Source organism: Rhodoferax sp. (genome assembly GCF_028688795.1).
GTDB lineage: Bacteria > Pseudomonadota > Gammaproteobacteria > Burkholderiales > Burkholderiaceae_C > Rhodoferax.
Genome location: NZ_JAQTXM010000007.1, coordinates 137305 through 162560 on the forward strand (window position 1 = coordinate 137305; position 25256 = coordinate 162560).

Consider the following 25256-nt stretch of genomic DNA (forward strand, 5'->3'; position numbering starts at 1 on the left):
GGAGAAAGTGGCCGCAGGCCGCTTTCGGGGGACATTCGCGGCGCAGGGCAACCCGTCGCAACGTGACCATCACGAAAAGCTGCCCCCAGCAAGCTGACCCCACTAAATCACGCCACAAAAGCAACGCAGGGTAGCCCGCCACAACATGCCTCCCAAAAAAGCTGAGCATTCCATCCCGTCGCAACATGCCTTACGCAAAAACTGCGCAAGGCATGTAACTGTGCTTACTTATGCACGCCCAGCTTCTCGCGCCAGCCTGGGAACAGCTTGTCAGCATCCCCCGGGAACGACTCGAACGCACGGGCAAATTCCTTGTGCTCTTTGGCAAATTCGATCGGATCGGCACCGGCTTTCCAGCACTCATACGATTGGCGCAGGGAAATAGCACCGGCGGCAGGTGAGTCGATGTGGCCGTAAGAGCCGCCACCCGAGGTGTTGATCACGTTGCCGTGGCCCAGATTCTGGAAGAAGCCTGGCAGACGCAGCGCGTTCATGCCGCCCGAGATGATCGGGGTGGTAGGCTTCATGCCATACCATTTTTGGAAGTAAACCGGGCCTTGGCACTCGTCACGCTCAATCATGTAAGCGATCTGGCGGTCGTCGTTCTCGCCTTCCATCTTGCCATAGCCCATGGTGCCGACGTGGATGCCGCTGGCCCCTTGCAAGCGCGAAATCTTGGCCAGCACGAAGGCGGTGTAGCCGCGCTTGGCAGATGGCGAGGTGATCATGCCGTGACCGGCGCGGTGGTAGTGCAGGTACTGGTTGGGGTACTGGCGGCGTGCGGTGGTGATCATGCCGGGGCCGCCGACAAAACCGTCGACCAGGAACGCCACTTTGTCTGCATCCGGGCCAAAAGACTCCAGAATGAAGTCAGCGCGGGCACACATTTCGTAGTGGTCATCGGCGGTGATGTTGGCCGAGAACAGCTTGGCTTGGCCGGTTTCGTCCTGAGCGCGTTTCATGGCGTCATAGACCAGCGGGTAGACCTTCTTGGCCGGGCAGAACACCTGGTTGCCTTGGGGTTCGTCGTTCTTAATGAAGTCGCCCCCCAGCCAAAACTGGTAAGCCGCTGCCGCAAACGGCTCAGGGCGCAGGCCCAACTTGGGCTTGATGATGGTGCCGGCAATGTAGCCACCGTCCTTGATGGGGCGGCCCAGAATGCGCCACATGTCAGAGATGTCTTTGCTCGGGCCATCAAACAACTGGATGGCGCGTTCTGGAAAATAGATGTCGTGAATCTTGCCGTGCTCAATGTCGCCCATGCCTTGGTTGTTGCCAATGATCAGCGTCAAGATTGACACCATCATCATGCGGCCATCGGTGATGTTGCGGTCGAACAGGTCCATCGGGTAGGCAATGCGCATGTCCTCGGTGGCTTCGTCGATGTAGTACACCAGCGCGTCCAGGCCGCGGGTGAAATCGTCGGTGGTGGAGACTTCCACATTGGTGCCAGTGGAGGACTCGGCAGCAAAGTGGGCGGCGCAGGTCAAGTAGCTGCCAAAGCCGGGTTTCTGCTTCATCTTGTAGGCGACGAGGATGTGCTTGCCGCCGGCAATGAGGTCTTCTTCCTTGAGGCTCAAGTCAGCGTAACGGTTCGATTGATCCATGTGAAATCTCCTGTTGTTGATAACGAAAGGTGGCGATGGGTTGAACTATAGGCAGGCTTATTCATCATGAAAATTCAAATATATTGATTTTCAAATCAGTTTTTTCTGATGAGTTGAGGTGTGCGTGATAAAAGACAATCACAACCCTGTACAAACCTGTTTTTTGCCCTAAAGGAGTCCTCATGCCCATCGTCGTGTTCAACCAAAAAGGAGGCGTTGGCAAGTCCACCATCACATGCAACCTGGCCGCCATCAGCGCCAGTCAGGGCTTGCGCACACTGGTGATTGACCTGGACCCACAAGGCAACTCCACCAGCTACCTGCTGGGCATCACTGCCAAAGACGATCAGCCCACTGTGGCCGGATTTTTTGAGCACTCGCTGAGCTACAGTTTCAAGACCATTCCGCCCACGGATTTCATCGTCCAGACACCGTTTGAGAATCTTGATGTGATGCCTTCCAGTGCGGCCCTCACCGAGTTACAGGTCAAGCTCGAATCGCGCCAAAAAATCTACAAGTTGCGTGAAGCGCTGCAGCAACTGGCCGACGCTTATGACCGCATCTACATTGACACCGCGCCTGCGCTCAACTTTTACACCCGTGCCGCCCTGATTGGCGCCACCGGTTGCCTGATTCCGTTTGATTGCGACAGCTTCTCACGCCAGGCGCTGTACGCGTTGATGGACAGCGTGCAAGAGATTCGTGCGGACCACAACCCCGATCTGCAGGTGGATGGCATCGTGGTGAACCAGTTCCAGGCCCGTGCAAATTTGCCCCAGCGTATGGTGGCTGAGTTGATTGAAGAAGGTTTGCCGGTGCTGCAGCCGTATTTGCCGTCGTCAGTGAAGATCAGGGAGTCGCACGAGCAGGCCATGCCGATGATTTACCTGGACCCCAACCACAAGATCACGCTGGCGATGGTGGCGCTGCACGACGGGCTGCGCCGCTAATTTGATCCGCAACCCTGCTTGTTTTATTGCTATAAATAAAATAGCTTCATGCGCTTATTTCATAAGGGCTGCAGCTTATTTTCTTATAAATTAAACGTGGGTCGGGTCGGTGGCATCGTCAGATGGCGTGTCTGCGGGCATCGTGAACCGCTCGCTGGCCCACGCCCCAAGGTCAATTTGTTTGCAGCGCTCGCTGCAAAAAGGTCGAAACGGGTTGCTGGGGGCGTAGATACTGACACCGCCACAGGTCGGGCAGGTGACCTGTTTCACTGGGGCGTCGCTTTGGACAGCCTGCTTCATGAACACAAGGCCAGCTCGAATGGCACATCGTCGGTGATGGCATGCGGGCGGTGGTCGTCACCCTGGCGCATCAGGCGAACCGACACCATGAGGCGGTTGCCACTGATCTCGGGCACCACCTCGGTGCCGACATCAAGCGCCAGGCGCAACAGCAAAAAGGTACGGCCTTGCGGCAGGTTTTGCTGGAACTGGCCGCCATTGGCGATTACTTTTTGGGGTGAGCCCGAGTCACGCAGCAGCTTGAGTAGCAGGTGCACGGCATCGGTCAGAGGCGTCAGGCTGCCCATCCATTGCGCCAATTCAGCTTGCCGCAAAACGCCGGTTTTGTGCTGCCACGCGTAGTAGGCCGGCAGGTCAAATTCACAGGTGCCACCGGGGATGCTGATGCGGCTGCGAATGCTCATCAGCCAGTCGTTTTCAGCCAGGCCTTGCCCGGCTTTGCCGGGTTGGGCGTTCAGGGCTTCAAAGCTTTGGTCCAGCTCGGTGATCACTTGCTCCAGCGCGGCTTCGGCAATGGCCGGGTTGCCGCGGTAACCTTCTAGGGTGTGTTTTTGCCGGTCAAGGTCTTTCAGCAGGTCGGTTTTCAGGTCAGCCCGGGCGGCCACGTCCATGATCTCGAACAGGGTTACCAGGGCAAAGTGATGGTCCAGCGCGTCGACCCGGCTGGCCAATTGGTGCAGACGCAAGGACAGGTGTTCAAGTCGCAGGTAAGTGCGAATGCGTTCATGCAGGGGGTATTCGTAAAGGATCACGCTGATTTGGATGGGTCGGAAAGAGTTAAGCCAATGATAGCCCGAAGCTTGGGGCCAGCGCGCGCACCTCAGCTGCCAAATCATCCAGGCTCATGGTGTCATTAAAAATCACCGCATCGGCCGCTTGCAGGCGCACCTCACGGCTGGCCTGTGCTGCCATGATGGCCAGCACCGCCTCGCGTGTGAGGGCGCTGCGTGCCATCACACGGCGAATTTGGGTCTCGGGCAGGCAGTCCACCACCAGCACTTGGGCTACTTTTTGCCGCCAGTGGCCGGATTCGACCAGCAACGGCACGTCAAACACCAGGCACCGATGGCCGGCATCTTGAGCCGCCAGAGCCTGTCGCTTGGTTTCCTGGCTGACCATTGGGTGGATGATGGCTTCCAGTCGCTGTTTGGCGCCAGGGTCGGCAAAGACCAGCGCGCGCATGCGGTCGCGGTCCAGTGCGCCGGTGGGTGCGATGAATTCGGCACCAAAGGCGTCGCAGATCGGCGCAATGGCGAGTCCATTTGGGGCTGTAAGCGCGCGCGAAATGGCATCCGCATCCAGTACCGCCGCGCCAAGTTCAGCCATCATGGTTGCCACCGTGCTCTTGCCGCTGCCAATGCCACCGGTGAGTCCCAGGCGAAACGCTGGCGCCACGGCTGAGGACTTGTTCATGGTCGAGCCTTAAAGCCCAACCGCTTTGAGAATCGCATTGGGCCCGGCCACCATGGCGGTGAGGCCGGCGCCGGCCAGAAATGGACCAAACGGGATGAAGCCGCCCTCGCGCAGGCCACTTGAGAACTTCATGGCGATGCCAATGGCAGCGCCAATGACTGAGGCCATCAGGATGATCGGGATCAACGCCTGCCAGCCAAACCAGGCGCCTAAAGCGGCAAACAGCTTGAAGTCGCCAAAGCCCATGCCTTCCTTGCCCGTGGCCAACTTGAACGCCCAGTAGACCAGCCACAGCGACAGGTAGCCGCCCACGGCGCCCCACAATGATTCCGGGAGCCCGACGTTGGTCAGTTTCAGCGCCGCAGCAATCAGCCCAGTCCACAGCAATGGCAGGGTGATGTCGTCAGGCAGCAGGGTGGTGTCCCAGTCAATCATGGCCAAGGCCAGTATGGCGGCCGCAAAACCGCACCAGACCAGGGCGCTTGGCGTGGCACCCCATTGCCAACCGCAATAAAAAAACAACGCCCCAGTGGCGAGTTCAACCAAGGGGTAACGCACGCTGATGGGGGTGTGGCACTGGCTGCATTTGCCGCGCAGCATCAGGTAGCTCAACACCGGGATGTTTTCAAACCAGCTGAGTTGGTGACCACATTTTTGGCAGCGTGAGCGCGGCGCCATCAAATTGAACGGTGCGCCAGCCGCAGGCTCTTTGCCATGCAGGTCGGCGCATTCGGCCTTCCATTGGGCTTCCAGCATGACCGGCAAGCGGTAAATCACAACATTCAGAAAACTGCCAATGAGCAGCCCCAGCAGGCCGATGAGGCTGGCGTCCATCGCTTGAGATACCTGTAGGGACTCAATCATTGTTACACCACACTTGTTGATTCATAAGCGTTTTTCCCCCACCAATCAAGTAGATTACACCAAAATCAATCAGCATACTTTGCATTATCCTAAAATTCCTAAGAACAGATAGCACAACAAGTCTTGATGCCATCAAAACTCTGACTGGCCCGCAGGCTGTAACAGACAGGGATCATCTTGCGATGCTTGGATGCAGGAACAAGGAAGACTGATCACCCAGCCTCAGGATCTAGCCTTACAAAACCCTTCGGCGATGTTGTCCAGAATTTCGTTCACAAGGCTTCGAGTTCTGATGCTGATCAGTTCTGAGTTGTCACCAACATGCTGATCAACAACTTCCCATTGTGTGCGGACGTAATCGAGGCCGAATTCCAGACAGGCCATCAAAATTACGGTGAAACCTCCGCTGATGAGTGCTTTTCGGACCAAGACTTCATCGCTGATGCCGGAGTTAGACCAGCACAGCCCCCATTTTGGATCTCTCAGGCTGTCACCTATACCGAAAAGTTCAGCGGCATCAGTCATCGTCAGGACCTTAACGAATTTGACTTCGATGCCGACTTAACAAGGGTCACCCATCGGTCGGCAGGGTGCACCCAACATGCCGACCACTATCGCGCCGAATTTCCATGGCTTTGATGCGCAAATTGCTTTCCCGGACAAAACCAAGTGCTTCATCAACCGCAGCGGACGCACGATCCGCCGACAGTTTGGCCGACTCTGCCAACAATTCAGGACCATCATGTCTGATTGGTTTAGTGGCCCTTGATGCCAGCCAAAGGCCGCCAACTAGTACAAACCCCGCAACGAAGCTCAGAACACGAATTCCCATGTGAATCCCCCTTGGCTCCAACAAACACAGGTTGAGCGCAACCACCAATTGCTGTACATCGCGTAGGTACGCCAGCGATCAACACGAACACTGGGTTGCACGCCGACGTCCGGCGAGCGCCCGACATCGCAGATCACTGTTATTGCGAGATTGGGGTTGTTCTCACTCAACTTTCTGGACCTTCCCGTCGCTTGTAAGGCCCCGAGCCGTCCCAGTCAGTCGATAGCGTTTGAATGTCAAAGATGCCTTTTTCGTCAACGCAAAGCATCCTTTTATCTTCGGCATGCAAGATAGTCAGTGGTTGCTCGTTTAGGTTTTTTGCAGGCAGGCTAGAGATCCCCTCGATGTTGAATCCAAGTAGTGCTTCTGAGTCGTACTCAGCACCTCGAAGTAGCCACATGTTGCTGATGCAAAGTCCACAATTCTCCAGGGCGGCGAGACCCTGAAGTGTCGGGGATACAAAAACAAGTTCCCGCTCATTAACACCATCCGTTGCCTCTGGCGGTGGTGACTGCACTTGAACCACTAATACATTCGGCCACGACCAGCGGACGAGGTGTGGCAAATCAATTGCCTGCGAACTTTCGGATTGTGCGTTTTGATGGTGGACCTTCATCATTTGGTGTACCTCTTGTTTAAGTAATAGGACAGTCCGGGGTGACCTTGAGTCTGTTTGTTTTGAAATTCCAGCACTACATGCGATGGCACAGTGACAATCTGGTGAGTAAAGACGTGAATCGCTTTTGAGATATTCGAATCACAATTTATGGAGGCCTTTGAGGCGGAGATGTTTGAGGGCATGGGTTTCCTTCAAAGAAAAGAAATTTACACGTATTGTGACTTAAAAGCGGCTGACTTAAAAGATGCAAAGACGCAGACTTGAAAAAGTGCAACAGTCTGCGAAAGATCCACACCCGCCATCAATTCAAGCCAGAGAATTCCTGGCGGCTAATGTTCGCCTGTTGCGTGGTGCGCTCGGTTACTCGCAGGAAGAGTTGGCGTTTGAAGCCGGGCTTCACAGAACTTTCGTTGCTCACGTTGAGCGTCGCGCTCGAAACATCTCGCTGGACAATGTTGAGCGATTGGCGATTGCGTTAAAGGTTCCAGTGCATGAACTTTTGATGCCCATCGCCGGCAAGACGCCAACGACTTGACACTGGCGCCGCACTAACGAGGTCGTGGGACAACAGCTACCCCTCTATATTGCAGCTTTAGGTGTCTCTGCGCGGTTTCCAACCCAAGAGTGCCCGATCCGACGTGGACCAGCGCGTTGCACCGATGTTGAGTGTGATCAACCAAATTGAAGGACCAATAATCTCGCTTCGTGATGGGCGGAATCAGGTGAATTTCCGCCGACCTGTGGCAAAACAACAACTTTTCCCGCCAGGTTGGGTGAACGCCCGCTTTAGAGCGTGATGAATTTCGGCAGTGCAGCGTTTCCAGACGGCCACCAATGCCAGCTTCCGGGTGAGCCAATTTCATGAATTTGGAGGCCGGTCAGCCGCTGAACTTGTCCCATGGAAATCAGAAAGCTGACCTGTCCGACTGATAGCTCGACTGATAGCTCGACGGATGGCTGCGCAGGCCCGCAACCAGACCGCAGGGTTTCAGTCAGCGCTAAGGGTGGCTGCGGGCAGCGTCAGCACCGCGCGCAAACCGCCCGCTGGCGAATCCTTCAGCGCCACGCTGCCGTCATACAGGCGCGCCAGGTCGTCCACTATCGCCAAGCCCAACCCCGACCCTGGCACTTGCTCATCCGCACGCACGCCACGCTGCAGCACCACTTCACACTGTGCAGGGGGCAGGCCTGGGCCATCGTCATCAATGGTGATGACGAGATCATGCGCGTTCAAGCGGGCATTTACATCCACATGATGGACTGCCCATTTGCAGGCGTTGTCCAGCAAATTGCCCAACATTTCCTGCAAGTCTTGGGCCTCACCTCGAAAAGAAAGGTCCGTTGCCATCGGCCCCACTTGGACATCCAGCCCGCGCTCTGCGTGAATGCGTTGCATGACCCGCACCAGGCCAAGGATGACGGGCAGCAGCTCGGTTTTGACACCCGGCAGGCGGCTGGCAGCGGCCGCCTGTGCGCGGGCAAGGTGATAGTTCACCTGCTTGCGGGCGATGTCAATCTGCTCGTTCACCAGGTGTGCCAGTTCAGATGGGGCATCACCCTGCGCTTGAGCTGCGTTGGCCAACACGCTCAGCGGCGTTTTCAGCGCATGGGCCAGATTGCCCGCATGGGTGCGAGCACGCTCGACCACCTGCGCATTCTGAGCCAACACTTGGTTGAAATCGTCAATCAAAGGCGTTACCTCCATGGGAAACTGGCCTTCCAGGCGCTGGGTATTGCCACTGTGGATTCGGCCCAATGCCCGGCGCAGGTCACGCAGCGGGGCCAACCCCACCCACACCTGCACACCGGCAGCTACCACCAAACCTGCGGCCAACACCGCTAACGCCAGCCACAACGTGCCGTTGAACTGGGCCTCGGGCTCCAACATAAAGCGCTCATTGGCGGCGGCCATCAGCCGGAACGTGACGGGTGCCTGGCCAGGCGTGTCGTCAAGTTGCACCGTGCGCACCACCGCATTGAGCCATTGCCCCTGTGGCCCGGCGATATGAACATGGTCTGAATCGCCTGCTGCCGGCTCGGGTGCGGGCAATGCCAACACATGGTCCCACAGTGAACGCGAACGCAAGGCACCCACATCATCTGCACTGCCAGCCACCCGGTCAATTTGCCAGTAGTAGCCAGAAAAAGGCCTCGTCAGTCGGGGGTCACTCAAGGGCAGTTGCAGCGCGGGTGCATTTTGTGCATCCACGATTAACTGCGCTGTCAGTTGGTCCAGGTGGCTGGTCAGCTCAGACTGAAACTGGGCTTGTACATGTTGGCGAAACAGGCTGCTCAGGCCCCAGCCCGCCACCATGATCGACGCGGCAATCCAAAACAGCGTACCCAACAGCAGGCGAACCCGCAGTGAGCCACGCAGCTTGGCCCAATTCATGCCACAGCAGCCAACCGATAACCCAGGCCACGCACAGTTTCGATCATGCCTTGGGGCAGTTTTTTGCGCAGCCGCCCAATGAAGACTTCCACCGTGTTGGAATCCCGGTCAAAGTCTTGTGCATAAATGTGCTCCACCAACGCGGTGCGCGACACTACCTCATCCCGGTGGTGCATCAAATACGCCAGCACCCGGTATTCATGGCTGGTCAAAACCAGCGCCTGACCCGACAGTGAGACCCGGCTGTTGCGGGTATCCAGGCACAGCGGGCCGCAGGTCAGCTCGGCGCTGGCGTGACCACCTGAGCGGCGAATCAATGCGCGCAGGCGGGCCAGCAATTCTTCCATGTGAAAGGGTTTGGCCAGGTAATCATCCGCCCCGGCATCAATACCAGCGACTTTTTCGTGCCAGCCGTCGCGAGCGGTCAAGATCAGCACGGGCATGGTGCGCCCGGCAGCCCGCCATTGGCGCAGGACCGACAAGCCGTCCATTTTGGGTAGGCCCAGGTCCAACACCACCGCATCAAAGGGTTCGGTCTGTCCAAGGTGGTGGGCGTGGACACCGTTGTCCGCCAGGTCCACGGCATAACCCGCGGCTTCGACCCCGTCGCTGAGTTGAATGAGCAACTTGGGCTCGTCTTCCACAATCAAAACTCGCATGTCATGGGCTCATGGCTAAAAGGGGGCAAATTACAGGGCCTGCGCCCATGTTAATCCTTGCGCTTGCGGCTGATCAGCTCGCCGCTTTTGGCATCGATCTGAAGTTTGAGCCGCGTGCCGCTGGGGGTCAACACTTTGATCGTGTAGACCCATCGCACCACACCATGGTCTTTGTCGCGGTCGAGTTCAACATCCAGCACTTTGCCCGCGTGTTCAAGCTCCACACGCTCCAGAATGGTCGCCAGTGGCAGCACTTCCCCAGCAGTGAGCGCTTGACGAGCGCGATCATGGTCACTGTCGGCACGCGCCAGCCCGCCACCCAAAGTCAGTGCACTTGCGCATAGCACCGCGATGCCGATGCGCCCAACGCGGCGCGACAAGGGCTCGGGTATCCAGACGTGGGGATCTTGAGTGTGTTGCATAGCCCCTCTTTATAGCCGCTCGAACATGAACGCCAGATGAACGCGAAATTCACCTTGCGTTCAGCAAGCGGTAGGCATAGTACAGGCCTTCACCACTTCAACACTCACCCCAGGAGCCCGACATGCATCACCAACTCAGCACCTTTCTCATCGCCAGCGCATTTGCAATGAGCCTGAGCAGCTTGGCCGTGGCCGGCCCACGCGAAGACCTCTTGGCCCAGTACGCCAGCGCGGCCAAGGCGGCCAACCCGGCGTTTGGCGGTTTCTCAGCGCAACGTGGCCAAACCTTGCACTCTCAAAATTTCACCACCGGCAAGCCCGACAGCCCCAGTTGCACCAGCTGCCACGGCACCAACCCACGCACCGCTGGAAAAAACGCCACCGGCAAAGTGATCGATGCCGTGGCCGTGTCGGCGACCCCCACGCGCTATACCGACCCTGCCAAGGTGGAGAAATGGTTTAAACGCAACTGCAACGAAGTCATTGGCCGTGAGTGCAGCGCCGTCGAAAAAGGCGACTGGCTGACCTACGTGACGAGCCTGTAACCCACCCCACTTGCAAAGAGGAAGACATCATGAACCTGCCCTACCGCCCCCTGGCCCTGACCTTTCTGGCCATCAGTTTTTTCGCCATTGTGCTGGGCCGCGCACAAGCCGGTGGCGGGCACTTTTACACCCCTGTGGCTGACGCTGTGGTGAAAGAAGAGTGCGCCAGCTGCCACCTGGCTTATTCGCCCGCCATGCTGCCGGCCAGTTCCTGGAAACGCATGATGAGTGACTTGCAAAACCACTTTGGTGAAGATGCCAGCATTGATGCGGCCACTGCCGCCACCATTGAGGCCTACCTGACGGCCAACGCGGCAGACACGGGCGGGCGCAATTTCAGCAGCAAACTGCTGCGCGGTGTGTCTTCTGCCAGTGCGCCGCTGCGTATCACCGAGTTGCCCAAATGGATGGACGAGCATCGCAAAGTCCCCGCCTGGGAATGGAAGCACAAAGACGTGCGCTCCAAGTCCAACTGCCTGGCCTGCCACCGCGACGCAGAGCGTGGCTACTACGACGAGTGAGCCTGGCAGCTCCACTGACAGGCTAAGAAATCATTAAGCAGCCCCACACACAATGGGCCACTGCTGCACAAACCCATCATTTGAAACACGAGGTGCACCCCATGAATTCAACTTCCACCCTGTCGACGCTCTGTCTTGCTGCCTGCTTCATGGCGGCTGGCGCAGTGTTCACGCCCGCGCATGCAGACGACGCATCTTCGGAATGGAGCAACAACAGCGCCGCACTGATCCTGCCGCAAGTGCTGCAAAAGCTAGAAGCAGCGGGTTACCGCAACGTTGAAAAAATCAAACTCAAACGCGGCAACTATGAAGTGCGCACCACTGGCCGAGACGGCGAGCGCATCAAACTGTATGTGAACGCAAAAACCGGTGACATCCTGGGTCAGCGCGATGCCCGCAAAGGTGACGACCACACTGGTGGCGTGATCCAAAAACTGATCGGCAACTGCAATGAGCGCCGTTGCCGCGACGACCTGGTGAGCACACCCGCTGACGTCACACCCACCAAACCCTGAACCTCTGCGCTCTTGCCCTCGCCTGCACACCCCGAAAAGCCATCATGAAAACCTTGATTTTTAGTCTGCTGTCACTTGTCACCCTGGCCTGGGGCTGGGATGTTTTCACCAGTGTTGCCCCTGCAGGGGCCAACACGTTGTGGGTGGCGCGCCAGGAGGCCCTGCACCTGAGCGGCCTGCTGTCTGTAGCCATGATGTCGCTGGTGATGTTTTTGGCTACACGCCCGGCGTGGCTGGAAACACCGCTGGGCGGCATGGATCGCATCTACCGCGCCCACAAGTGGGCCGGGATCACCGCTGTGGGTTTTGCCGCCGCGCACTGGATAATCGAGATGTCTGACGACATCCTCAAAGCCGTGGTGGGCCGCGAGGGGCGTGTCGACAAAGAAAAATTCACCGGATTTCTGGAAGTCTTGCGCAAGCTGGCCGAAGACATGGGCGAATGGGCGATCTACGCCGTGCTGGCCATGCTGGTGATCACGCTGTGGAAGAAGTTCCCTTACCGCGCCTGGAGCATCCTGCACCAGGCCATGCCGGTGCTGTATTTGATGCTGGCGTTTCATGCGGCCTTGCTGGTGCCCACCGATTATTGGGCGCAGCCCGTAGGCATGTTGCTAGGCGCATTGCTGGCAGCCGGCGTGTATGGCGCGGTGGCATCGCTGCGCAAAGCCATTGGCAAATCGCTCCAAGCCATGGGTGAAATTGTCTCCGTTGAACAGTTGCCCGGCGATGTGTGCGCGGTGCGTTGCCGCCTGAACCCCACATGGCGTGCCCACCGGGCGGGGCAATTTGCATTTGTCACATTCGAGGGCAAAGAGGGATCGCACCCCTTCACCATTGCCAGTGCAGACCGGGGCGACCGCACGATTGATTTCCAAATCAAGGCTTTGGGTGACTTCACAAAGGGCCTGGCCCAGCGCCTGCAAGCTGGCCAGGCCGTGCGTGTGGAAGGCCCCTACGGCCGCTTTGACCTGGCCCGGCGCAACCCCAAAGCGGGCCAAATCTGGATCGCCGGTGGCATTGGTGTGACCCCCTTTTTGGCCTGGCTGGAGTCCCTGCAAGCCCACCCACAACAAGCGCCAACGGCAGATTTGCATTTCTGCACCCGCAGCCAGGCCACTGATACCTTTGCCGAACGCCTGTCCACTTTGTGTGCCACGCTACCCAGCGTGCGCCTGCACATCCACGACGCCAGCCAAGGCTCGGCATTGAAGGCCCACGCCCTGGCAGCCACCAACAAAAGTGAAATCTGGTTCTGCGGCCCGGTTGGCCTGGGTAACGCCCTGCGCGACGGCCTCAAGTCCATGGGCGTGATACCGCGCTTTCACCAAGAGGCCTTCGAGATGCGCTGACCCCCAGCGCTGTCACCATCTTCATCAAGTCCATTCACCCCAGTCACTCCATACACCACCATGAACCTTGAACAACAACACGCCTTGCTCACCATCGCACTGCTGGCCGCGTTTGCCGACAACCACCATGACGACCGCGAACGCGAGCAAGTCCGCCGTCTGGTTGACACGCTGGGCAGCCACGCCACTGACCTCAACCTGGCCGGGCTGTACGGCCAAGTGCTGCTCAAGCAGGTCAACCTCGCGTCCGTTGCGGCCACTTTGACTGACCCGTCCCAGCGGCAACTGGCATTTGAGATGGCAGTGTGCGTGTGTGATGCCGACGGCCACACCACCGAACCTGAAAAGGTCTTTCTGCAAAATTTGGCACAGGTGTTGCTCCTGGATGCCAGCGTGACAACGCCGCTGAACCAACAAGGCCAAACCATGGCCGATTTGGTTGATGCCGCCGCACCCAAAGGCACCAACGTTGTCGCCACAGCACCCGCTGTGCCCGTGGCGGCTGTGCCTGATCAAGCGGAACTGGACCGCGCCATCTTGAACCACGCCATCTTGAACGGTGCGCTGGAGCTGTTGCCACAGTCATGGGCATCGATGGGCATCGTGCCCCTGCAAATCAAAATGGTGTACGGCCTTGGCAAGGCCCATGGGTATGAGTTGGACCAAGGCCACATCCGCGATTTTTTGGCCACCCTGGGTGTGGGCCTGACCTCGCAATACCTGGAGCAGTTTGGCCGCAAACTGCTGGGCGGCTTGCTGGGCCAGCTCGCCGGGGGCATGGGCAAGTCATTGGGCAAAGCCACCGCCAGCGTGGCGTTCTCGTTTGCCACGACCTACGCCCTGGGGCACGTTGCCAAACGATATTACGCCGGTGGGCGGCAAATGAGTACGGCGCTGCTGCAAGAGACTTTTCAGAGCTTGATTCAACCCGCCAAAGACATGCAGGCGCAATACCTGCCGCAAATTCGCCAAAAAGCCAACAGCCTGGACATGGGACAAATCATGTCCATGGTGCGAGGGCGCTAAGACCACGCGCAGAAGACCCGTCTTGTGCTCAGCGCGGTGAGCGCGGGCGCAAGTTCGCACCGGGCCTGTCGGTACCTTGTTTTTCCTGTTCCACGGCAATGGCCGCAGCGCATCAGGCAGTTCACGTCGGCGGCGTTGCCTTGCGACAAGAGTGACGGTTGGCTCCAGCGTAGTTGCCGTGAGCTAAAGCCTGCGTTACCGCACGGATCGCAATACAGTCAACTCCAAGTACGGGTCTCCACCAGACGATTTCCGCTGCGCCGCGCATATAAATCGCCGCTTCACTCGGTTACCAATTGACGCGGTGATCGACATCAAAGTTCGATGGGGGTTTTGCCGGCATATCCCAGTCCGGCTCGGTTTACCCTCGTCATCGATCTGCACACCACAGACCTCCCACAGCGAGGGCCTGCGTGCCGGTGCTCGTTCGTTGCCAATGCCGGCTTTCGGGAAGGCCGATCAGCTAACGCTACTACCGCTTTGGGTCTTTATGCAGAGATGTACATAGAGGCTGTTATGCACAGTTCCCAGTTATGGGCAATTGCCGTTTGAAGTGAGTTGCCTGTCATTGGCAAATTCATACCAATGCAAGGTTTCTTTCTCTACATAATTTCATCGGTCAGCATTTGACTAAGCCTCGGAACGGCGAGCCAATGATGAGCGTGGTTTTACGTGTTCTGAGCACTATTTGATACTCGCCTCCATTGGGCGGGGGTGACTTTGACACAAATGCGTGGCATGTACGCACTACAGCGGAAACGCACGACTAGAAAATTTTGAGGTGTAAGAATCAGCAGAATTATGGTGAGTTGCAACTTCCAGACATCCGAAGAAAGTCAACATCCATGCGGCTTCCACGCGAAATGCCAAATCAAACTGTTCATAACTGGGAACTGTGCATAAGGGTCTGGTCTTGACAATGGTAGGGGCGCCGAACAATTTTTCAGGTCTTTACCGGCTTCAGACCCATTGCCGCCGGTCACGATAGTCAGCTTACGGGCGACCCAGTTCATTGCCCGCTAGAAGTCGTTATTGGCGGGCTTCAGCGTGCCCATTGCTGACTTTCACACCATTGATCTGCCTCTTCGAAAGCTGCCATTGAGTTAACCGTTTCAAGCGCGTTTCGCAAGCGCCTCAAACTCCTCCAGCGGCAACGGTTTGCTGAACAAATAGCCTTGGTAGGCATGGCAGCCCAAGCTGGCGAGGAAATCTCGTTGTGCCTGAGTCTCCACCCCTTCAGCAATTGCCGCCAACCCCATGCTCTCGGCCAAGGCGATGACCATCTTTGCAATGGCTGCGTCATTGGGGTCGAGCAAAATGTCGCGCACAAAGCCCTGGTCGATCTTGAGTTGATCCAGCGGCAGTCGTTTGAGATAGGTCAGCGAAGAGTAGCCGGTGCCAAAGTCATCGAGCGAGAAACCTACGCCGCGTCCTTTGAGCGCGCTCATCTTGGCAATGACTCCTTCAATGTCGCTTACCAACATGCTCTCGGTCAGTTCGAGCTTAAGCCGGCGCGGGTTGGCGCCCGTGCGTTTGAGCGTATCGAGCACCTGATCAACAAAATCGATCTGGTGGAACTGGCGGGCACTGACGTTCACCGCCACCGTGAGGTGGGCCATCGTGGCTTGGCTGGCCCAGCGCGCCAACTGGGTACAGGCGGTGTCCAGCACCCATTGGCCCAAAGGCAGGATCAGACCGGTCTCCTCAGCCAGGGGAATGAACTCGGCAGGGGACACCATGCCACGGCGCGGATCGTGCCAGCGCACCAGTGCTTCCACGCCGGTAATCTGGTGCTCGCCATTCACCTGGGCCTGGTAGTAAAGAAGGAACTGGTGTTGCACCATCGCTTCGCGCAAACCCGTCTCAAGTACCGCACGAGCGCTGACCACGGCCTGCATCTGCGGGTCAAAGAAACGCAAGGTGTTGCGGCCCGCGGCCTTAGCCTGATACATGGCCAACTCAGCCTGCTTCAAAGGTTCTTCGGTGTTTTCCAAGTGGTTGCCGTCGAACATGGTGACGCCGATGCTGGCCGTGCTGTGATGCGATGAAGCGTCGAACTGGTAGGGCAGATTGAGCGCGGCAATGACCTTTTCGCCCATGGCCTTGGCCTGAGTGGCTACCTCCTGGTCATCTTGGCTCAAGTCTTCGAGCAGGATGATGAATTCATCGCCGCCTAAGCGTGCCACGGTGTCGCTTTGACGCACGCAAGCCCGCAACCGGCTTGCGACCTGCTGCAGTAGCAGATCGCCCTGGTCATGGCCGAGGGTGTCATTGAGGGTTTTGAAGTCATCCAAATCAATGAGCAGTAGCGCGCCCTGGCGCTGATGACGGGTTGTGGCAGCCAAGGCGTGCTTGAGTCGGTCGATCAGAAGCCGGCGGTTGGGCAGGCCGGTCAAGGGGTCAGAGAAAGCCAAGCTCTGGATCTGGTCTTCAGCAGCCTTGCGAGCGGTAATGTCACGGGCGATGCCCAGCACGCCGATGAGAGTCCCTTCCTCATCAAGCATGGGCGTCTTGATCGTCTCGAACAGTCCCCGATGCCCATCATCGGCGAACGTCAACCATTCCTCATTGACACTAGGCGTGCCTGCTGCCATGGCATTGCGGTCGTTCGCACGGAAGAAATCCGCGAGTTCCTTGTCCACAAAGTCGTAGTCGGTCTTGCCAATAATGTCCGCTTCCTTGGCGCCGTAGAGGCGCCCGAACATCGGGTTGCAACTCAGAAAGACCCCTTCGGAGTCCTTCAGCCAGACCAGGTCTGGAATGGCTTGCACAAGGTGACGCATTCGGGCATCGCTCATTGTCAACGTCAGCTCCAACTGCTTGCGCAGGGAAATGTTGTGCCCGGTTCCGTGATAGCCAGTGAAACAGCCGGTCTCGTCAAACCGAGGATCCCCGTTGATGCTGTACCAGCGAAGCTCACCATCATCGCCTGTGATCGGATACTCCAGGCTTCTGAATGGCAAATGGCCGTTGAGGGTGGCGCGGTGCGCTGCCCACTGCTCTGGCGTTAGTTCGACATTGAGCTCCCAGCGGGTTTTACCTATGGTGTTGGCAGGGGGCGTAAAGTCATTGGCAAACGCACCAGAAAATTCAGTGAATCGAAATGCCTCGTCCTGGCTCCAGAACCAGTCAGAAGACATGGTTGACAGCGCCAGAAACTGCTTTTCGCGTTTTTGCAGATCCGCCGCTGCCTGCTTGATCGCTGTAAGGTCTCGCCAAACACAGTAGATGACCGGGCGGTTCTCCAGTTCAACAATTGAAGCCGTGACCTCCGCGTCAAAACTTGTGCCATCGGCCCTGCGATGTTTCCACTCAAAACGGTGTGCGCCCTTTTCCCTGACGATCGCCATCATGCGCTCCGCCTTGACGAATGAGTCCTGTCCGTCAGGTTGAATCGGTGGTGAGAGCTTTGATGGATGAACATTTAGTAGCTCATCCCTGCATGTGTAGCCCAGCGTCCTGACGGCAACATCATTGCATTCGACAAACTTGCTGTCGTCGACAATCCATACCGGATCCGGCGACGACCGAAGCAGTTGCCGAAACAGGTCTCGGTCGGAATTGGAGTCGGAAGGAGTCATTCGGGTGTATTTGTCGTTTGTGAATGATGCCACGTCTAGGTCTAGTAAGGGAAAACACTAGCCATGAGCTTTGGTAAATGAAAGGCGACGTAAGCGCTGCACCAGCGTTGCCCAATCGGTCAAGTTGGTGGTCACCTTCGAGCGGCGACCCAAGGAGTTGGGCGACACAGATACCAGGCAACTGTCTCCCTCCCATTGCATAAGACTATCATCTGAGTAAATCACGGTAGACGCTGAGAGCGCCCCAGGGAGTCAGTAAAACAATCAGATTGGCTCACTATGTCAAACGCCACATTCAGCAACGATGTGCAGGAGTTCGTTAGGCAGCTCGACGAAGCAGGGCAGGCACACATGGCATGGTCACATCGGTTGCTACGCTGTGCGGTATTGCGCACGTCGCCTGGCGAGGATGTACTGGCTGACGACGCGCACTGCCGTTGCCTTTTTGGCGCCTGGTTCCGCAAGTACCGGGAGAACTTCGATGCCATCGACGTTGTGAGCGCACAGCGCCTGGACGAGCAGCATCGAACAATGCACGACGCGGTGCGCGACATGTGTAATCGCATACTCGAAGGCGCGGCTGGAGACGCCGCGATGCTGGAGGCTTTCGATCGGACACAAACCGGCATGATCGCCGATCTCGCACTTTTCAAGACCCAATATCTGGCACACAGTGCGCGGCTCGATGCGTTGACTGGGCTGCCGCTGCGTTATGGATTCGAGGAAGAATTCACACGCTGCCATGCCCAGGCGATGCGCCGAGGTGAAAAAATGGTCGTGGTGCAACTGGACGTGGACCACTTCAAGCGCGTCAACGATGTACACGGACACGCGGTCGGCGACTTGGCGCTGCAGCATATTGCAAACCTGCTGCGTACTGGTTGCCGTGCCGGTGAGCCACTGTTTCGTTTTGGTGGCGAGGAATTCATCGCCTTGCTGCAAGTTGCAGATCGCGAAGGGGCCGAGCAGGTCGTGCAGCGCCTATTGCAAGATTTGCGTGACACACCCCTACTCCTGCCTGACGGCCGCGTCCTTAGTTTGCGCTTGAGTGCTGGGCTGGCAGAAGTCGGCATCGATGCGTCCATGGCCGGTGTGGTGGTTCAGGCTGACCATGCACTCTATGCGGCAAAAGCCGCTGGTCGTGATACTTGGCGCTGGTCGACGACCGAGCCGTCGAAGGCATAGTGTCCGGCATTGACCAATGCATACTTTGGATGACCACCGTGGCAATCAGGTCTGAATCCCGCGCTATCTGTGTTGACGCTGCTCGGTCATCGTGCTCGGCACGGACTGGAGGCGCATCAGATCGATGCAGCCACCTGGGTGCGAAATGGTCTGCGAAGCCTTCAACCAACGAATGATAGTTGATGAAAGGCATTTGAGTTTCATCGCTATAGGTGGGTGCTGAAAAGCCAAATATAAGTTGTTGGGAACCATTGATGCTCTCCTTGTTGAACCGTCTGAGCGTGCGCAACCGCATCTGGACGATCGTGGTCATACTGATCTGCGGCATGGTGGTCGAAGTCATTGACATGCATCGGCTGCGCGAGGTTCTCTGGCGTGCGAAAGAGGAGAAAACCCGGCAACTGGTGGATACCGGGTTCAGCGTGCCGGCCCACTTTCATGCGATGCAACAAAAGGGCGAACTCTCTGAAGACGCGGCCGCTGTTGGCCGTTGGCGGGTGCAGCGATCCGTCAAGTCCATTCTTCATTGTTGACGGCCAGGACACTGGGGTGAATGTCGGGTATGGAGCGAGCATTTTTGGCAGACCTATGTCAGGTCCCGCTGCTCAAGAGCCGGACAGGTAAGAAAACTGGCATCCTCGCTTGGTTGACAGCTTCCAAGTTTTTTGCACTGCCGGTGAGCGACTGCTTCCGGCGAAATTGAAAGTCAGCTTTCCACTTTTCGGCGGGATTCATGCGGTTCCGGTGAGCGTCGGGTATGGGTCTTCAAGAGCCAGTCAACACGCTTCGAAGCCGACCGTCAAAAATCATAGCAAGGTTTGGATCGAAGCCTAGACCCGGATCGCAGCGGTTGCGGTTATTCGCCAAGGGGAGCTTTCCGGAAGTTCAATAAGAAACCCTTAAGTTGCTCTCCCTAGAATTTCAAGTGGCCAAACACGGGACCACTCCAACACCGTGTCGATGGCTCAACCTCAAATAAGGGATCTCCATGAAATGCCCCGTCTGCCCGGACTCAAACCTGCTGATGTCCGAACGCCAAGGCGTTGAAATTGACTACTGTCCGCAATGTCGGGGCGTCTGGCTTGATCGGGGCGAACTCGACAAATTGATTGAACGGTCGACGACTGGCGCAGCTGCCATGTCCGTTGCGCAGCCCAACAACCAACCCAATGGATACCCGCGCAAAGACGAACACCATTCGTCCCACCATGGAGGCTATGGACAGCAACAACATCGCAAAAAGTCCTGGCTTAACGAAATTTTCGACTGATCGAACTGATTACCCATTCAATATCTTTGCCGCAATGATTTTGGTCCGCAGCCGGAATGTGCTGTGTGGTCCTACGGTTCGCTTTGCGCATTTCACATAACAAAAAGGGAAGGAAATCATGAAACATGTCGCACTTGCCTGCCTGGGACTTGGCTTGCTGGTCTCTGGCTGTGGGGAACAACTAACCAGTGAGGCGCAAAAGGCGGTTGAGCAAATCAAGGTTGGTGCGTCAAAAGCTGCGGCCAAGACAATGGACGACATAAAAACCGATGCAGTGACGAGGCTGGGGAAAGTGCTGGGCGTGACATTAAAGAAGGACCAGCCCCAAGAGAAGACCATTAAAAATGAGGACGCCCTGGTTCAAAAATAGTCTGGATTTCCAGCACCGGAAAGAATGTCACTGTCCATGATCTCGTTATTGCCGATTCGTTTCCTGACCCCAAAGTGGTTGCTATGGGCCTCGATTGCAGTGGCTGTCATCACCATTACGCTGAAGACGCTGGCCTGGTACGTCACGGATTCAGTCGGGTTGTTGTCAGACGCGATGGAGTCGTTCGTGAATCTGGCGAGCGCAATTTTTGCGCTGATGATGGTGACGATTGCTCAGCGACCCGCAGACGAGGATCACCCTTACGGCCACCACAAGGCGGAGTATTTTTCGTCTGGCTTTGAAGGCATTCTGATTGTTGGCGTAGCCGTTGGCATTATTTGGGCGGCAGCTTCCCGATTGTTTCAACCACATCCGTTGCAGGAGTTGGGCTGGGGCTTGGCCTTGTCAGTGCTGAGCTCTGCTCTCAATGGCCTGCTGGCCTGGGTGATGTTCAGCGCTGCCAAGGTGCATCGCTCCATTGCGTTAGAGGCCGACGCCAGGCATCTGGTTACTGATGTCTGGACCTCGGTGGGTGTGGTGGTAGGTCTGATCGGGGCGGCATTGACAGGCTGGCTCTGGCTGGACGCCGTTGCCGCAATTGGGGTCGCGCTGAATATTCTTTGGGAAGGTGGACACCTGATGTGGCGGTCCTCACAAGGACTGATGGACGAGGCCGTTGAGCCTGACGTTCTCAGAGAGATACAGAAAACACTCGATTCGTTTGACCAGCAAACCATCCGCTTTGACCATGTCATGACGCGAAGCTCGGGTCAGCGTCGATTTGTGGACTTGCACATGCACATGCCATCCAACTGGACCTTGGGACGCGCAGCTGAAATTCGCAGTGATGTCGAGCAGGCGTTGATGGGTGCCGTGCCGGGGTTGCGTGCCACCATTCAATTGCTGCCCAGCGACGTCGAGGCGCATTTTGATGACCTTCCGGTCATGGCGAATACCGATCACTCAAAAGGCACACTATGAAGAAAACGCTAATCCTGATCGCCTTGCTGGGCGGTTTTGCTTCGGTTGCCCAGGCGGCCGATGAACCACCACAGACGTGCATCCAAATTCGGGAGAGGATCAAGGCAGTGACCGGTCTGGTCGCAACCCCCAGCATGGACTTGCTTCAACAAATCGGCAAGTACAAGGAGTGCAATTTTTCTTCAGCTGAAGTCTATCGAGCCGCCTACGGCGACAAACCACTGCCAGCGCAGGAATCCCATGACCATGACTACAGCCAAGATCGGGACGACGACTGACAAGGTCTGAAGCGGCCTTTGCTGCTTCGAGGGACGTACGCTCATCATGATGTGATTTTTTACGCGATAAACCTGTCGTTTGCGACCAGCTGTGACTTGCCGGTGGCGAGTGTGCAGTTCGATGAAAACAACGTCCAATTGCCGACCGTCAGCCGCTGCAAACCGCAGTTTTTGTTTAAGCATTTTCCAGTCAATGCATGGAACGTGTCCACCTTCCTGGCTCAGTACCTCCCAGATCAGCGCCGCGTTGTAGCGCATCGACCGGGCCAAGTCGGTAAGGTATTTGGCTGCAACCTGCTGCGCTTGTGATGCCTCCTTGAAGAGTTCAGCCATGAATGCTTGTGAAATGCGAATGCAAGACAGACCGATAACCCGTTTAATTTTCTGGTGCGCGTGGTCTGCGAACTGTGAAGGCAATAGCCTGTTTAGCTAACCCAATCTAACGTTTTTGGTTGTAAAGTAATGCTCTGTTGCAAAAGCGCTCGGAGCCCAAAATGCCCAACGAACAAAATCCAACAATCGAAATCCGCGTTTGCTGGAACGGCTTGGAGAGAAGAAATCCCAACGACAAGCCTGTCGAGTATGGCTCATGGCATCCTGATTCACCCGATAGAAGAGAAAAGCTTAGAGTTATCGTGGAATCAGGTAATGCTGCCAATGGAGCAGGGTCACATTGGATTGATGCACGAGAAACATCTTCAACAACCAAATAACCGACGGGCTATTAAACTGAATGTCGGCTTTGGAGGAGGCTGTTCGACAGACTCTATGACTGCAACGGGTCTTTATGCAGAGATGTACATAGAGGCTGTTATGCACAGTTCCCAGTTATGGGCAATTGCCGTTTGAAGTGAGTTGCCTGTCATTGGCAAATTCATACCAATGCAAGGTTTTTTTCTCTACATAATTTCATCGGTCAGCATTTGACTAAGCCTCGGAACGGCGAGCCAATGATGAGCGTGGTTTTACGTGTTCTGAGCACTATTTGATACTCGCCTCCATTGGGCGGGGGTGACTTTGACACAAATGCGTGGCATGTACGCACTACAGCGGAAACGCACGACTAGAAAATTTTGAGGTGTAAGAATCAGCAGAATTATGGTGAGTTGCAACTTCCAGACATCCGAAGAAAGTCAACATCCATGCGGCTTCCACGCGAAATGCCAAATCAAACTGTTCATAACTGGGAACTGTGCATAAGGGTCTTCTGGAGTCATCCTCAGCCAAAAGCCCAATGACTCCTGACGGGAAGCCGGTATTGACGACAGTTGCCAATAGCAAGCTGATCCGCCCAGTTTGTTACTCCCCAGGCTTCACACCCGGTAAGAATTCGATCCCAGTGCGCTTGACCAATTCCGCATAACTGACCGGCTTCGATCCATGGGTGGCATCGTCATTCAAATGCCAGTAAGCCCAAGCCCGGTTCTTGCTCTGGTCGTACACCAGCTTGAACAGGTATTTCGGTACGCGCACCTGGCCCGGTCCAATGCTGGGACTCTGGGCAATGTTGGGGGTGAACACCGGGCCGGTGATGACATACACATCGCCGGTGGCTCTGGAGGCATATTGCCGGGTCGGCGTCTCCACTGTCTTGGCCCACGCCCCTTTGTTGTGTTCCGGTGCCTGCGGCACCATGTTGGCCAGCGAGAAACTTTGTGCCATGGCTTCAGCGGTTCGCATGTCACCCGCCGGTGCATGTGGCCACGGTCATAACCACTGCCCTTGTAATCCTCCAAGGTCGCCCGCTCAGACGATCGTAGCCTGGCATCTGCAAAAAAGCGGGTCGAGCGTTTTTGTGGGGGCTCGGCCATCACCGCCTGAGTAAGTTTTTCCGCGACGAAGACCGGGGTTTTGCTCTCCCCTGAATGCAGGATGGCAAATGAGTCGAAACACAAGGCCCGGTCCGTGGGGCCTTGGGTCAGTAGCGGCGCCTTGCCATTGGCAAAAAACTGGGGGCAAGCAGCAAAGGTGTCTGCGGCCTGGCTGGTGGTGCAAGCCCATAACAGCAGCGTGAATGCGAAACGAAACAGTTGCGGCACGATGTCAATCAGTCTAAATGTTGGAAGGGCAAGTAGAGCATGGCTGGCAGGTCGACCGGTTCGGTTTGTTCGTTCAGTTCGTTCAGTTCGTTCAACCCACCTGGTCACCATCAACCACCAAGCCACCCTGGTCAGACAGCCCATCACCGGGCAGACCCAGATCACGCACCGGGGTTGCCTTGGCCAGCGCCATCCAGACCCCAAACGGCAATTCCGGGGCAGGCCGCTTGGGCGCCATCCGCATCACCTCCAGCTGGTTACCCTGGTACACCATCACCCCGCACTCCAGTGGAATCTCATTGGCCTTGGCAATCGGATGACCACTGCGATCACAACCCAATACATACCAGCATTGCCCACCCAGGTCCAGGTAGGCCGCACGTTTGTCCGGACGTTTGAGGTCACCCAGCAAGTCGGCCCGGCTGACCTTGATCTCATGCACGATGGGTTCCAGGTAAGCCTGCACACTGCTGTTGCGAATCGAGAACACGTCGGGCATGGCCATCTTCCAGCGTCCCGGTGTCGTCTCATCTGTCGGTGCCACCCTGGCCCGCAGGCTCAGGTTCTTCCAGACCAGCCGACCATCTCGCAGCATGGCCTTGGTCACTTGGTCCACCAGGGTCTCATGGGCGGACATCACCTGGCGGTTGTTTCGAGCAGCCTGGGCCAGGTACTGGATGCCTTGATCGGTGACCCGGACAAGGTCATGCCCATCACGGCTGTGCCGCTCCAGCAGACCCGCAGCCAACAATTCAATCTCGACCACATCCAGGCAGGGCCAACCCGCAGAGCGGTAAACCTCCCTGAGCCGTTTGGCATGGATGCGTTTCAGGCTGGGTGCGCCGGCGGGTATCTCTGTCATGGTGCTCTCCCGCTCAGGCCCTGGCCACTGGCAGGTCAGCGAGACAGGTGGTGTAACCGGGTGTGCGGCGTTGCTGCTTCATCGACCAGAGCCGTTTGTCGCCAGCCAGCCCGCTACTGGCCATCTTCAGGGTGCCACGGCCATAACGCTGGTTCAGACCATCCATGGCGGACATGAGTTGTGTCTTGTCGGCGGCTTGACCCTGGGGGTCGTCTGATGCATAGCCCAGGTCAAGTTCACCCTGGCTCACCGAATCAGATTGCAGGTCCAGCAACATGACACCGGCCTTGGCCAGTTTGAAGCCAGGTCGGTAGATGGTCTTGAGACCGAGCAAGGCGGCATGGACGATGACGCCGGTGTCGGCACTGGGCCTTACCAGTGGCACGCTCATGGAGCGGCTGTACTGGGCATCCTTGCGAAATGGGCTGGTGCGGATGAAGACCATCACCTGGGTCGCCAGGCTGTGCTGCTTCCTGAGCTTCTCGGCCGCCCGGCTGGCAAACTCAGTCACGGCTTCATTCAGTTGTTCAAGTTCAGTGACCGGGTTGTTGCCGCCGACCGAAAACTGAGCCACTTTTAGAGGATATGCCGACCCAAAACTGAGCCAGGTGTTTTACTAGCGCTGCCTACTTTTTAGGCAGGAGCAAACAAGGTGATCACCATGGAACTATTA

At 56.9% G+C, this 25256-nt stretch carries 28 protein-coding genes and 1 pseudogene; 13 read left to right on the forward strand and 16 right to left on the reverse strand.

The window, feature by feature from the left end:
* Positions 1–224 precede the first annotated feature (224 nt).
* The gene (locus tag PHQ58_RS07565; RefSeq protein ID WP_300109252.1) at positions 225–1607 is read right to left on the reverse strand and encodes a ribulose-bisphosphate carboxylase; all 1383 of its coding nucleotides are present in this window, start codon (positions 1605–1607) and stop codon (positions 225–227) included.
* 182 nt (positions 1608–1789) lie between these two features.
* On the opposite strand from PHQ58_RS07565, the gene PHQ58_RS07570 reads away from it, so the two are divergent.
* Positions 1790–2557, forward strand: a complete 768-nt coding sequence (locus PHQ58_RS07570; protein WP_300109257.1) for a ParA family protein — start codon at positions 1790–1792, stop codon at positions 2555–2557.
* Positions 2558–2647: 90 nt separating this feature from the next.
* Here PHQ58_RS07570 and PHQ58_RS07575 read toward each other — a convergent pair whose 3' ends face one another.
* The 7 genes from PHQ58_RS07575 to PHQ58_RS07605 form a co-directional block, all read right to left on the reverse strand.
* Positions 2648–2857, reverse strand: coding sequence for a DNA gyrase inhibitor YacG (locus tag PHQ58_RS07575; protein ID WP_300109260.1), 210 nt, complete (start codon positions 2855–2857; stop codon positions 2648–2650).
* Positions 2854–3609 (reverse strand): cell division protein ZapD, encoded by a 756-nt coding sequence (zapD, locus tag PHQ58_RS07580; protein WP_300109263.1) that lies wholly within the window; start codon positions 3607–3609, stop codon positions 2854–2856. Before zapD ends, PHQ58_RS07575 begins: the two co-directional genes overlap by 4 nt.
* Positions 3610–3634: 25 nt before the next feature.
* Positions 3635–4270: a dephospho-CoA kinase gene (coaE, locus tag PHQ58_RS07585; protein ID WP_300109267.1), complete on the reverse strand. Its 636-nt coding sequence runs from the start codon at positions 4268–4270 to the stop codon at positions 3635–3637.
* Positions 4271–4279: 9 nt separating this feature from the next.
* Positions 4280–5134, reverse strand: coding sequence for an A24 family peptidase (locus PHQ58_RS07590; protein ID WP_300109270.1), 855 nt, complete (start codon positions 5132–5134; stop codon positions 4280–4282).
* 222 nt (positions 5135–5356) lie between these two features.
* Complete coding sequence (locus PHQ58_RS07595) at positions 5357–5659, reverse strand: hypothetical protein (protein WP_300109273.1); 303 nt, start codon at positions 5657–5659, stop codon at positions 5357–5359.
* 46 nt (positions 5660–5705) lie between these two features.
* The gene (locus PHQ58_RS07600; RefSeq protein ID WP_300109276.1) at positions 5706–5966 is read right to left on the reverse strand and encodes a hypothetical protein; all 261 of its coding nucleotides are present in this window, start codon (positions 5964–5966) and stop codon (positions 5706–5708) included.
* 166 nt (positions 5967–6132) lie between these two features.
* A complete protein-coding gene (locus PHQ58_RS07605; protein WP_300109278.1) occupies positions 6133–6585 on the reverse strand; it encodes a hypothetical protein in 453 nt (150 codons plus the stop codon).
* 244 nt (positions 6586–6829) lie between these two features.
* Between PHQ58_RS07605 and PHQ58_RS07610 the strand changes: the two genes are divergently transcribed.
* Complete coding sequence (locus tag PHQ58_RS07610; protein WP_300109280.1) at positions 6830–7120, forward strand: helix-turn-helix transcriptional regulator; 291 nt, start codon at positions 6830–6832, stop codon at positions 7118–7120.
* A 453-nt stretch (positions 7121–7573) separates the two neighbouring features.
* Here PHQ58_RS07610 and PHQ58_RS07615 read toward each other — a convergent pair whose 3' ends face one another.
* Genes PHQ58_RS07615 through PHQ58_RS07625 form a run of 3 tightly spaced genes read right to left on the reverse strand, consistent with a single transcriptional unit; the run spans position 7574 to position 10058 of the window.
* Positions 7574–8977 carry an ATP-binding protein gene (locus tag PHQ58_RS07615; RefSeq protein WP_300109283.1) on the reverse strand — a complete coding sequence of 468 codons (1404 nt, stop codon included), beginning with the start codon at positions 8975–8977 and terminating at the stop codon, positions 7574–7576.
* On the reverse strand, positions 8974–9636 hold the full coding sequence (locus PHQ58_RS07620; RefSeq protein WP_300109287.1) for a response regulator transcription factor: 663 nt from the start codon (positions 9634–9636) through the stop codon (positions 8974–8976). The genes PHQ58_RS07615 and PHQ58_RS07620 overlap by 4 nt, the downstream gene beginning before the upstream one ends.
* 50 nt (positions 9637–9686) lie before the next feature.
* Complete coding sequence (locus PHQ58_RS07625; RefSeq protein ID WP_300109288.1) at positions 9687–10058, reverse strand: PepSY domain-containing protein; 372 nt, start codon at positions 10056–10058, stop codon at positions 9687–9689.
* Between the two features lie 122 nt (positions 10059–10180).
* Between PHQ58_RS07625 and PHQ58_RS07630 the strand changes: the two genes are divergently transcribed.
* From PHQ58_RS07630 to PHQ58_RS07650, 5 genes are all read left to right on the forward strand, one after another.
* Positions 10181–10603 carry a DUF1924 domain-containing protein gene (locus PHQ58_RS07630; protein WP_300109290.1) on the forward strand — a complete coding sequence of 141 codons (423 nt, stop codon included), beginning with the start codon at positions 10181–10183 and terminating at the stop codon, positions 10601–10603.
* A gap of 29 nt (positions 10604–10632) precedes the next feature.
* Entirely contained in the window at positions 10633–11124 is a 492-nt protein-coding gene (locus PHQ58_RS07635; RefSeq protein ID WP_300109292.1) for a diheme cytochrome c, read from the forward strand.
* Between the two features lie 101 nt (positions 11125–11225).
* Positions 11226–11639, forward strand: coding sequence for a PepSY domain-containing protein (locus tag PHQ58_RS07640; RefSeq protein ID WP_300109295.1), 414 nt, complete (start codon positions 11226–11228; stop codon positions 11637–11639).
* A 44-nt stretch (positions 11640–11683) separates the two neighbouring features.
* The gene (locus tag PHQ58_RS07645; RefSeq protein WP_300109298.1) at positions 11684–12991 is read left to right on the forward strand and encodes a ferric reductase-like transmembrane domain-containing protein; all 1308 of its coding nucleotides are present in this window, start codon (positions 11684–11686) and stop codon (positions 12989–12991) included.
* Between the two features lie 60 nt (positions 12992–13051).
* Positions 13052–14017, forward strand: a complete 966-nt coding sequence (locus PHQ58_RS07650) for a DUF533 domain-containing protein (RefSeq protein ID WP_300109301.1) — start codon at positions 13052–13054, stop codon at positions 14015–14017.
* A 1112-nt stretch (positions 14018–15129) separates the two neighbouring features.
* Here the strand turns inward: PHQ58_RS07650 and PHQ58_RS07655 are convergent.
* Positions 15130–17598 (reverse strand): EAL domain-containing protein, encoded by a 2469-nt coding sequence (locus PHQ58_RS07655; RefSeq protein WP_300109304.1) that lies wholly within the window; start codon positions 17596–17598, stop codon positions 15130–15132.
* A gap of 279 nt (positions 17599–17877) precedes the next feature.
* Between PHQ58_RS07655 and PHQ58_RS07660 the strand changes: the two genes are divergently transcribed.
* The 5 genes from PHQ58_RS07660 to PHQ58_RS07680 all read left to right on the forward strand — a co-directional run bounded on the left by PHQ58_RS07660 (position 17878) and on the right by PHQ58_RS07680 (position 21404).
* Positions 17878–18783 (forward strand): diguanylate cyclase, encoded by a 906-nt coding sequence (locus tag PHQ58_RS07660; RefSeq protein ID WP_300109307.1) that lies wholly within the window; start codon positions 17878–17880, stop codon positions 18781–18783.
* A gap of 254 nt (positions 18784–19037) precedes the next feature.
* The gene (locus tag PHQ58_RS07665) at positions 19038–19316 is read left to right on the forward strand and encodes a hypothetical protein (protein ID WP_300109310.1); all 279 of its coding nucleotides are present in this window, start codon (positions 19038–19040) and stop codon (positions 19314–19316) included.
* A 455-nt stretch (positions 19317–19771) separates the two neighbouring features.
* Positions 19772–20053: a zf-TFIIB domain-containing protein gene (locus tag PHQ58_RS07670; RefSeq protein ID WP_300109313.1), complete on the forward strand. Its 282-nt coding sequence runs from the start codon at positions 19772–19774 to the stop codon at positions 20051–20053.
* A 118-nt stretch (positions 20054–20171) separates the two neighbouring features.
* Complete coding sequence (locus PHQ58_RS07675; RefSeq protein WP_300109316.1) at positions 20172–20423, forward strand: hypothetical protein; 252 nt, start codon at positions 20172–20174, stop codon at positions 20421–20423.
* 36 nt (positions 20424–20459) lie between these two features.
* On the forward strand, positions 20460–21404 hold the full coding sequence (locus PHQ58_RS07680; protein WP_300109319.1) for a cation diffusion facilitator family transporter: 945 nt from the start codon (positions 20460–20462) through the stop codon (positions 21402–21404).
* A gap of 182 nt (positions 21405–21586) precedes the next feature.
* Here the strand turns inward: PHQ58_RS07680 and PHQ58_RS07685 are convergent, their stop codons facing one another.
* Complete coding sequence (locus PHQ58_RS07685; RefSeq protein ID WP_300109322.1) at positions 21587–22015, reverse strand: hypothetical protein; 429 nt, start codon at positions 22013–22015, stop codon at positions 21587–21589.
* Positions 22016–22176: 161 nt separating this feature from the next.
* On the opposite strand from PHQ58_RS07685, the gene PHQ58_RS07690 reads away from it, so the two are divergent.
* The gene (locus tag PHQ58_RS07690) at positions 22177–22395 is read left to right on the forward strand and encodes a hypothetical protein (RefSeq protein ID WP_300109325.1); all 219 of its coding nucleotides are present in this window, start codon (positions 22177–22179) and stop codon (positions 22393–22395) included.
* A 586-nt stretch (positions 22396–22981) separates the two neighbouring features.
* Here PHQ58_RS07690 and PHQ58_RS07695 read toward each other — a convergent pair.
* From PHQ58_RS07695 to PHQ58_RS07705, 3 genes and pseudogenes are all read right to left on the reverse strand, one after another.
* Positions 22982–23691: pseudogene (locus PHQ58_RS07695) on the reverse strand (DNA/RNA non-specific endonuclease).
* Between the two features lie 121 nt (positions 23692–23812).
* On the reverse strand, positions 23813–24583 hold the full coding sequence (locus tag PHQ58_RS07700) for a hypothetical protein (protein WP_300109328.1): 771 nt from the start codon (positions 24581–24583) through the stop codon (positions 23813–23815).
* 13 nt (positions 24584–24596) lie between these two features.
* Positions 24597–25157 carry a DUF4113 domain-containing protein gene (locus tag PHQ58_RS07705; RefSeq protein WP_300109331.1) on the reverse strand — a complete coding sequence of 187 codons (561 nt, stop codon included), beginning with the start codon at positions 25155–25157 and terminating at the stop codon, positions 24597–24599.
* Positions 25158–25256: the final 99 nt, after the last annotated feature.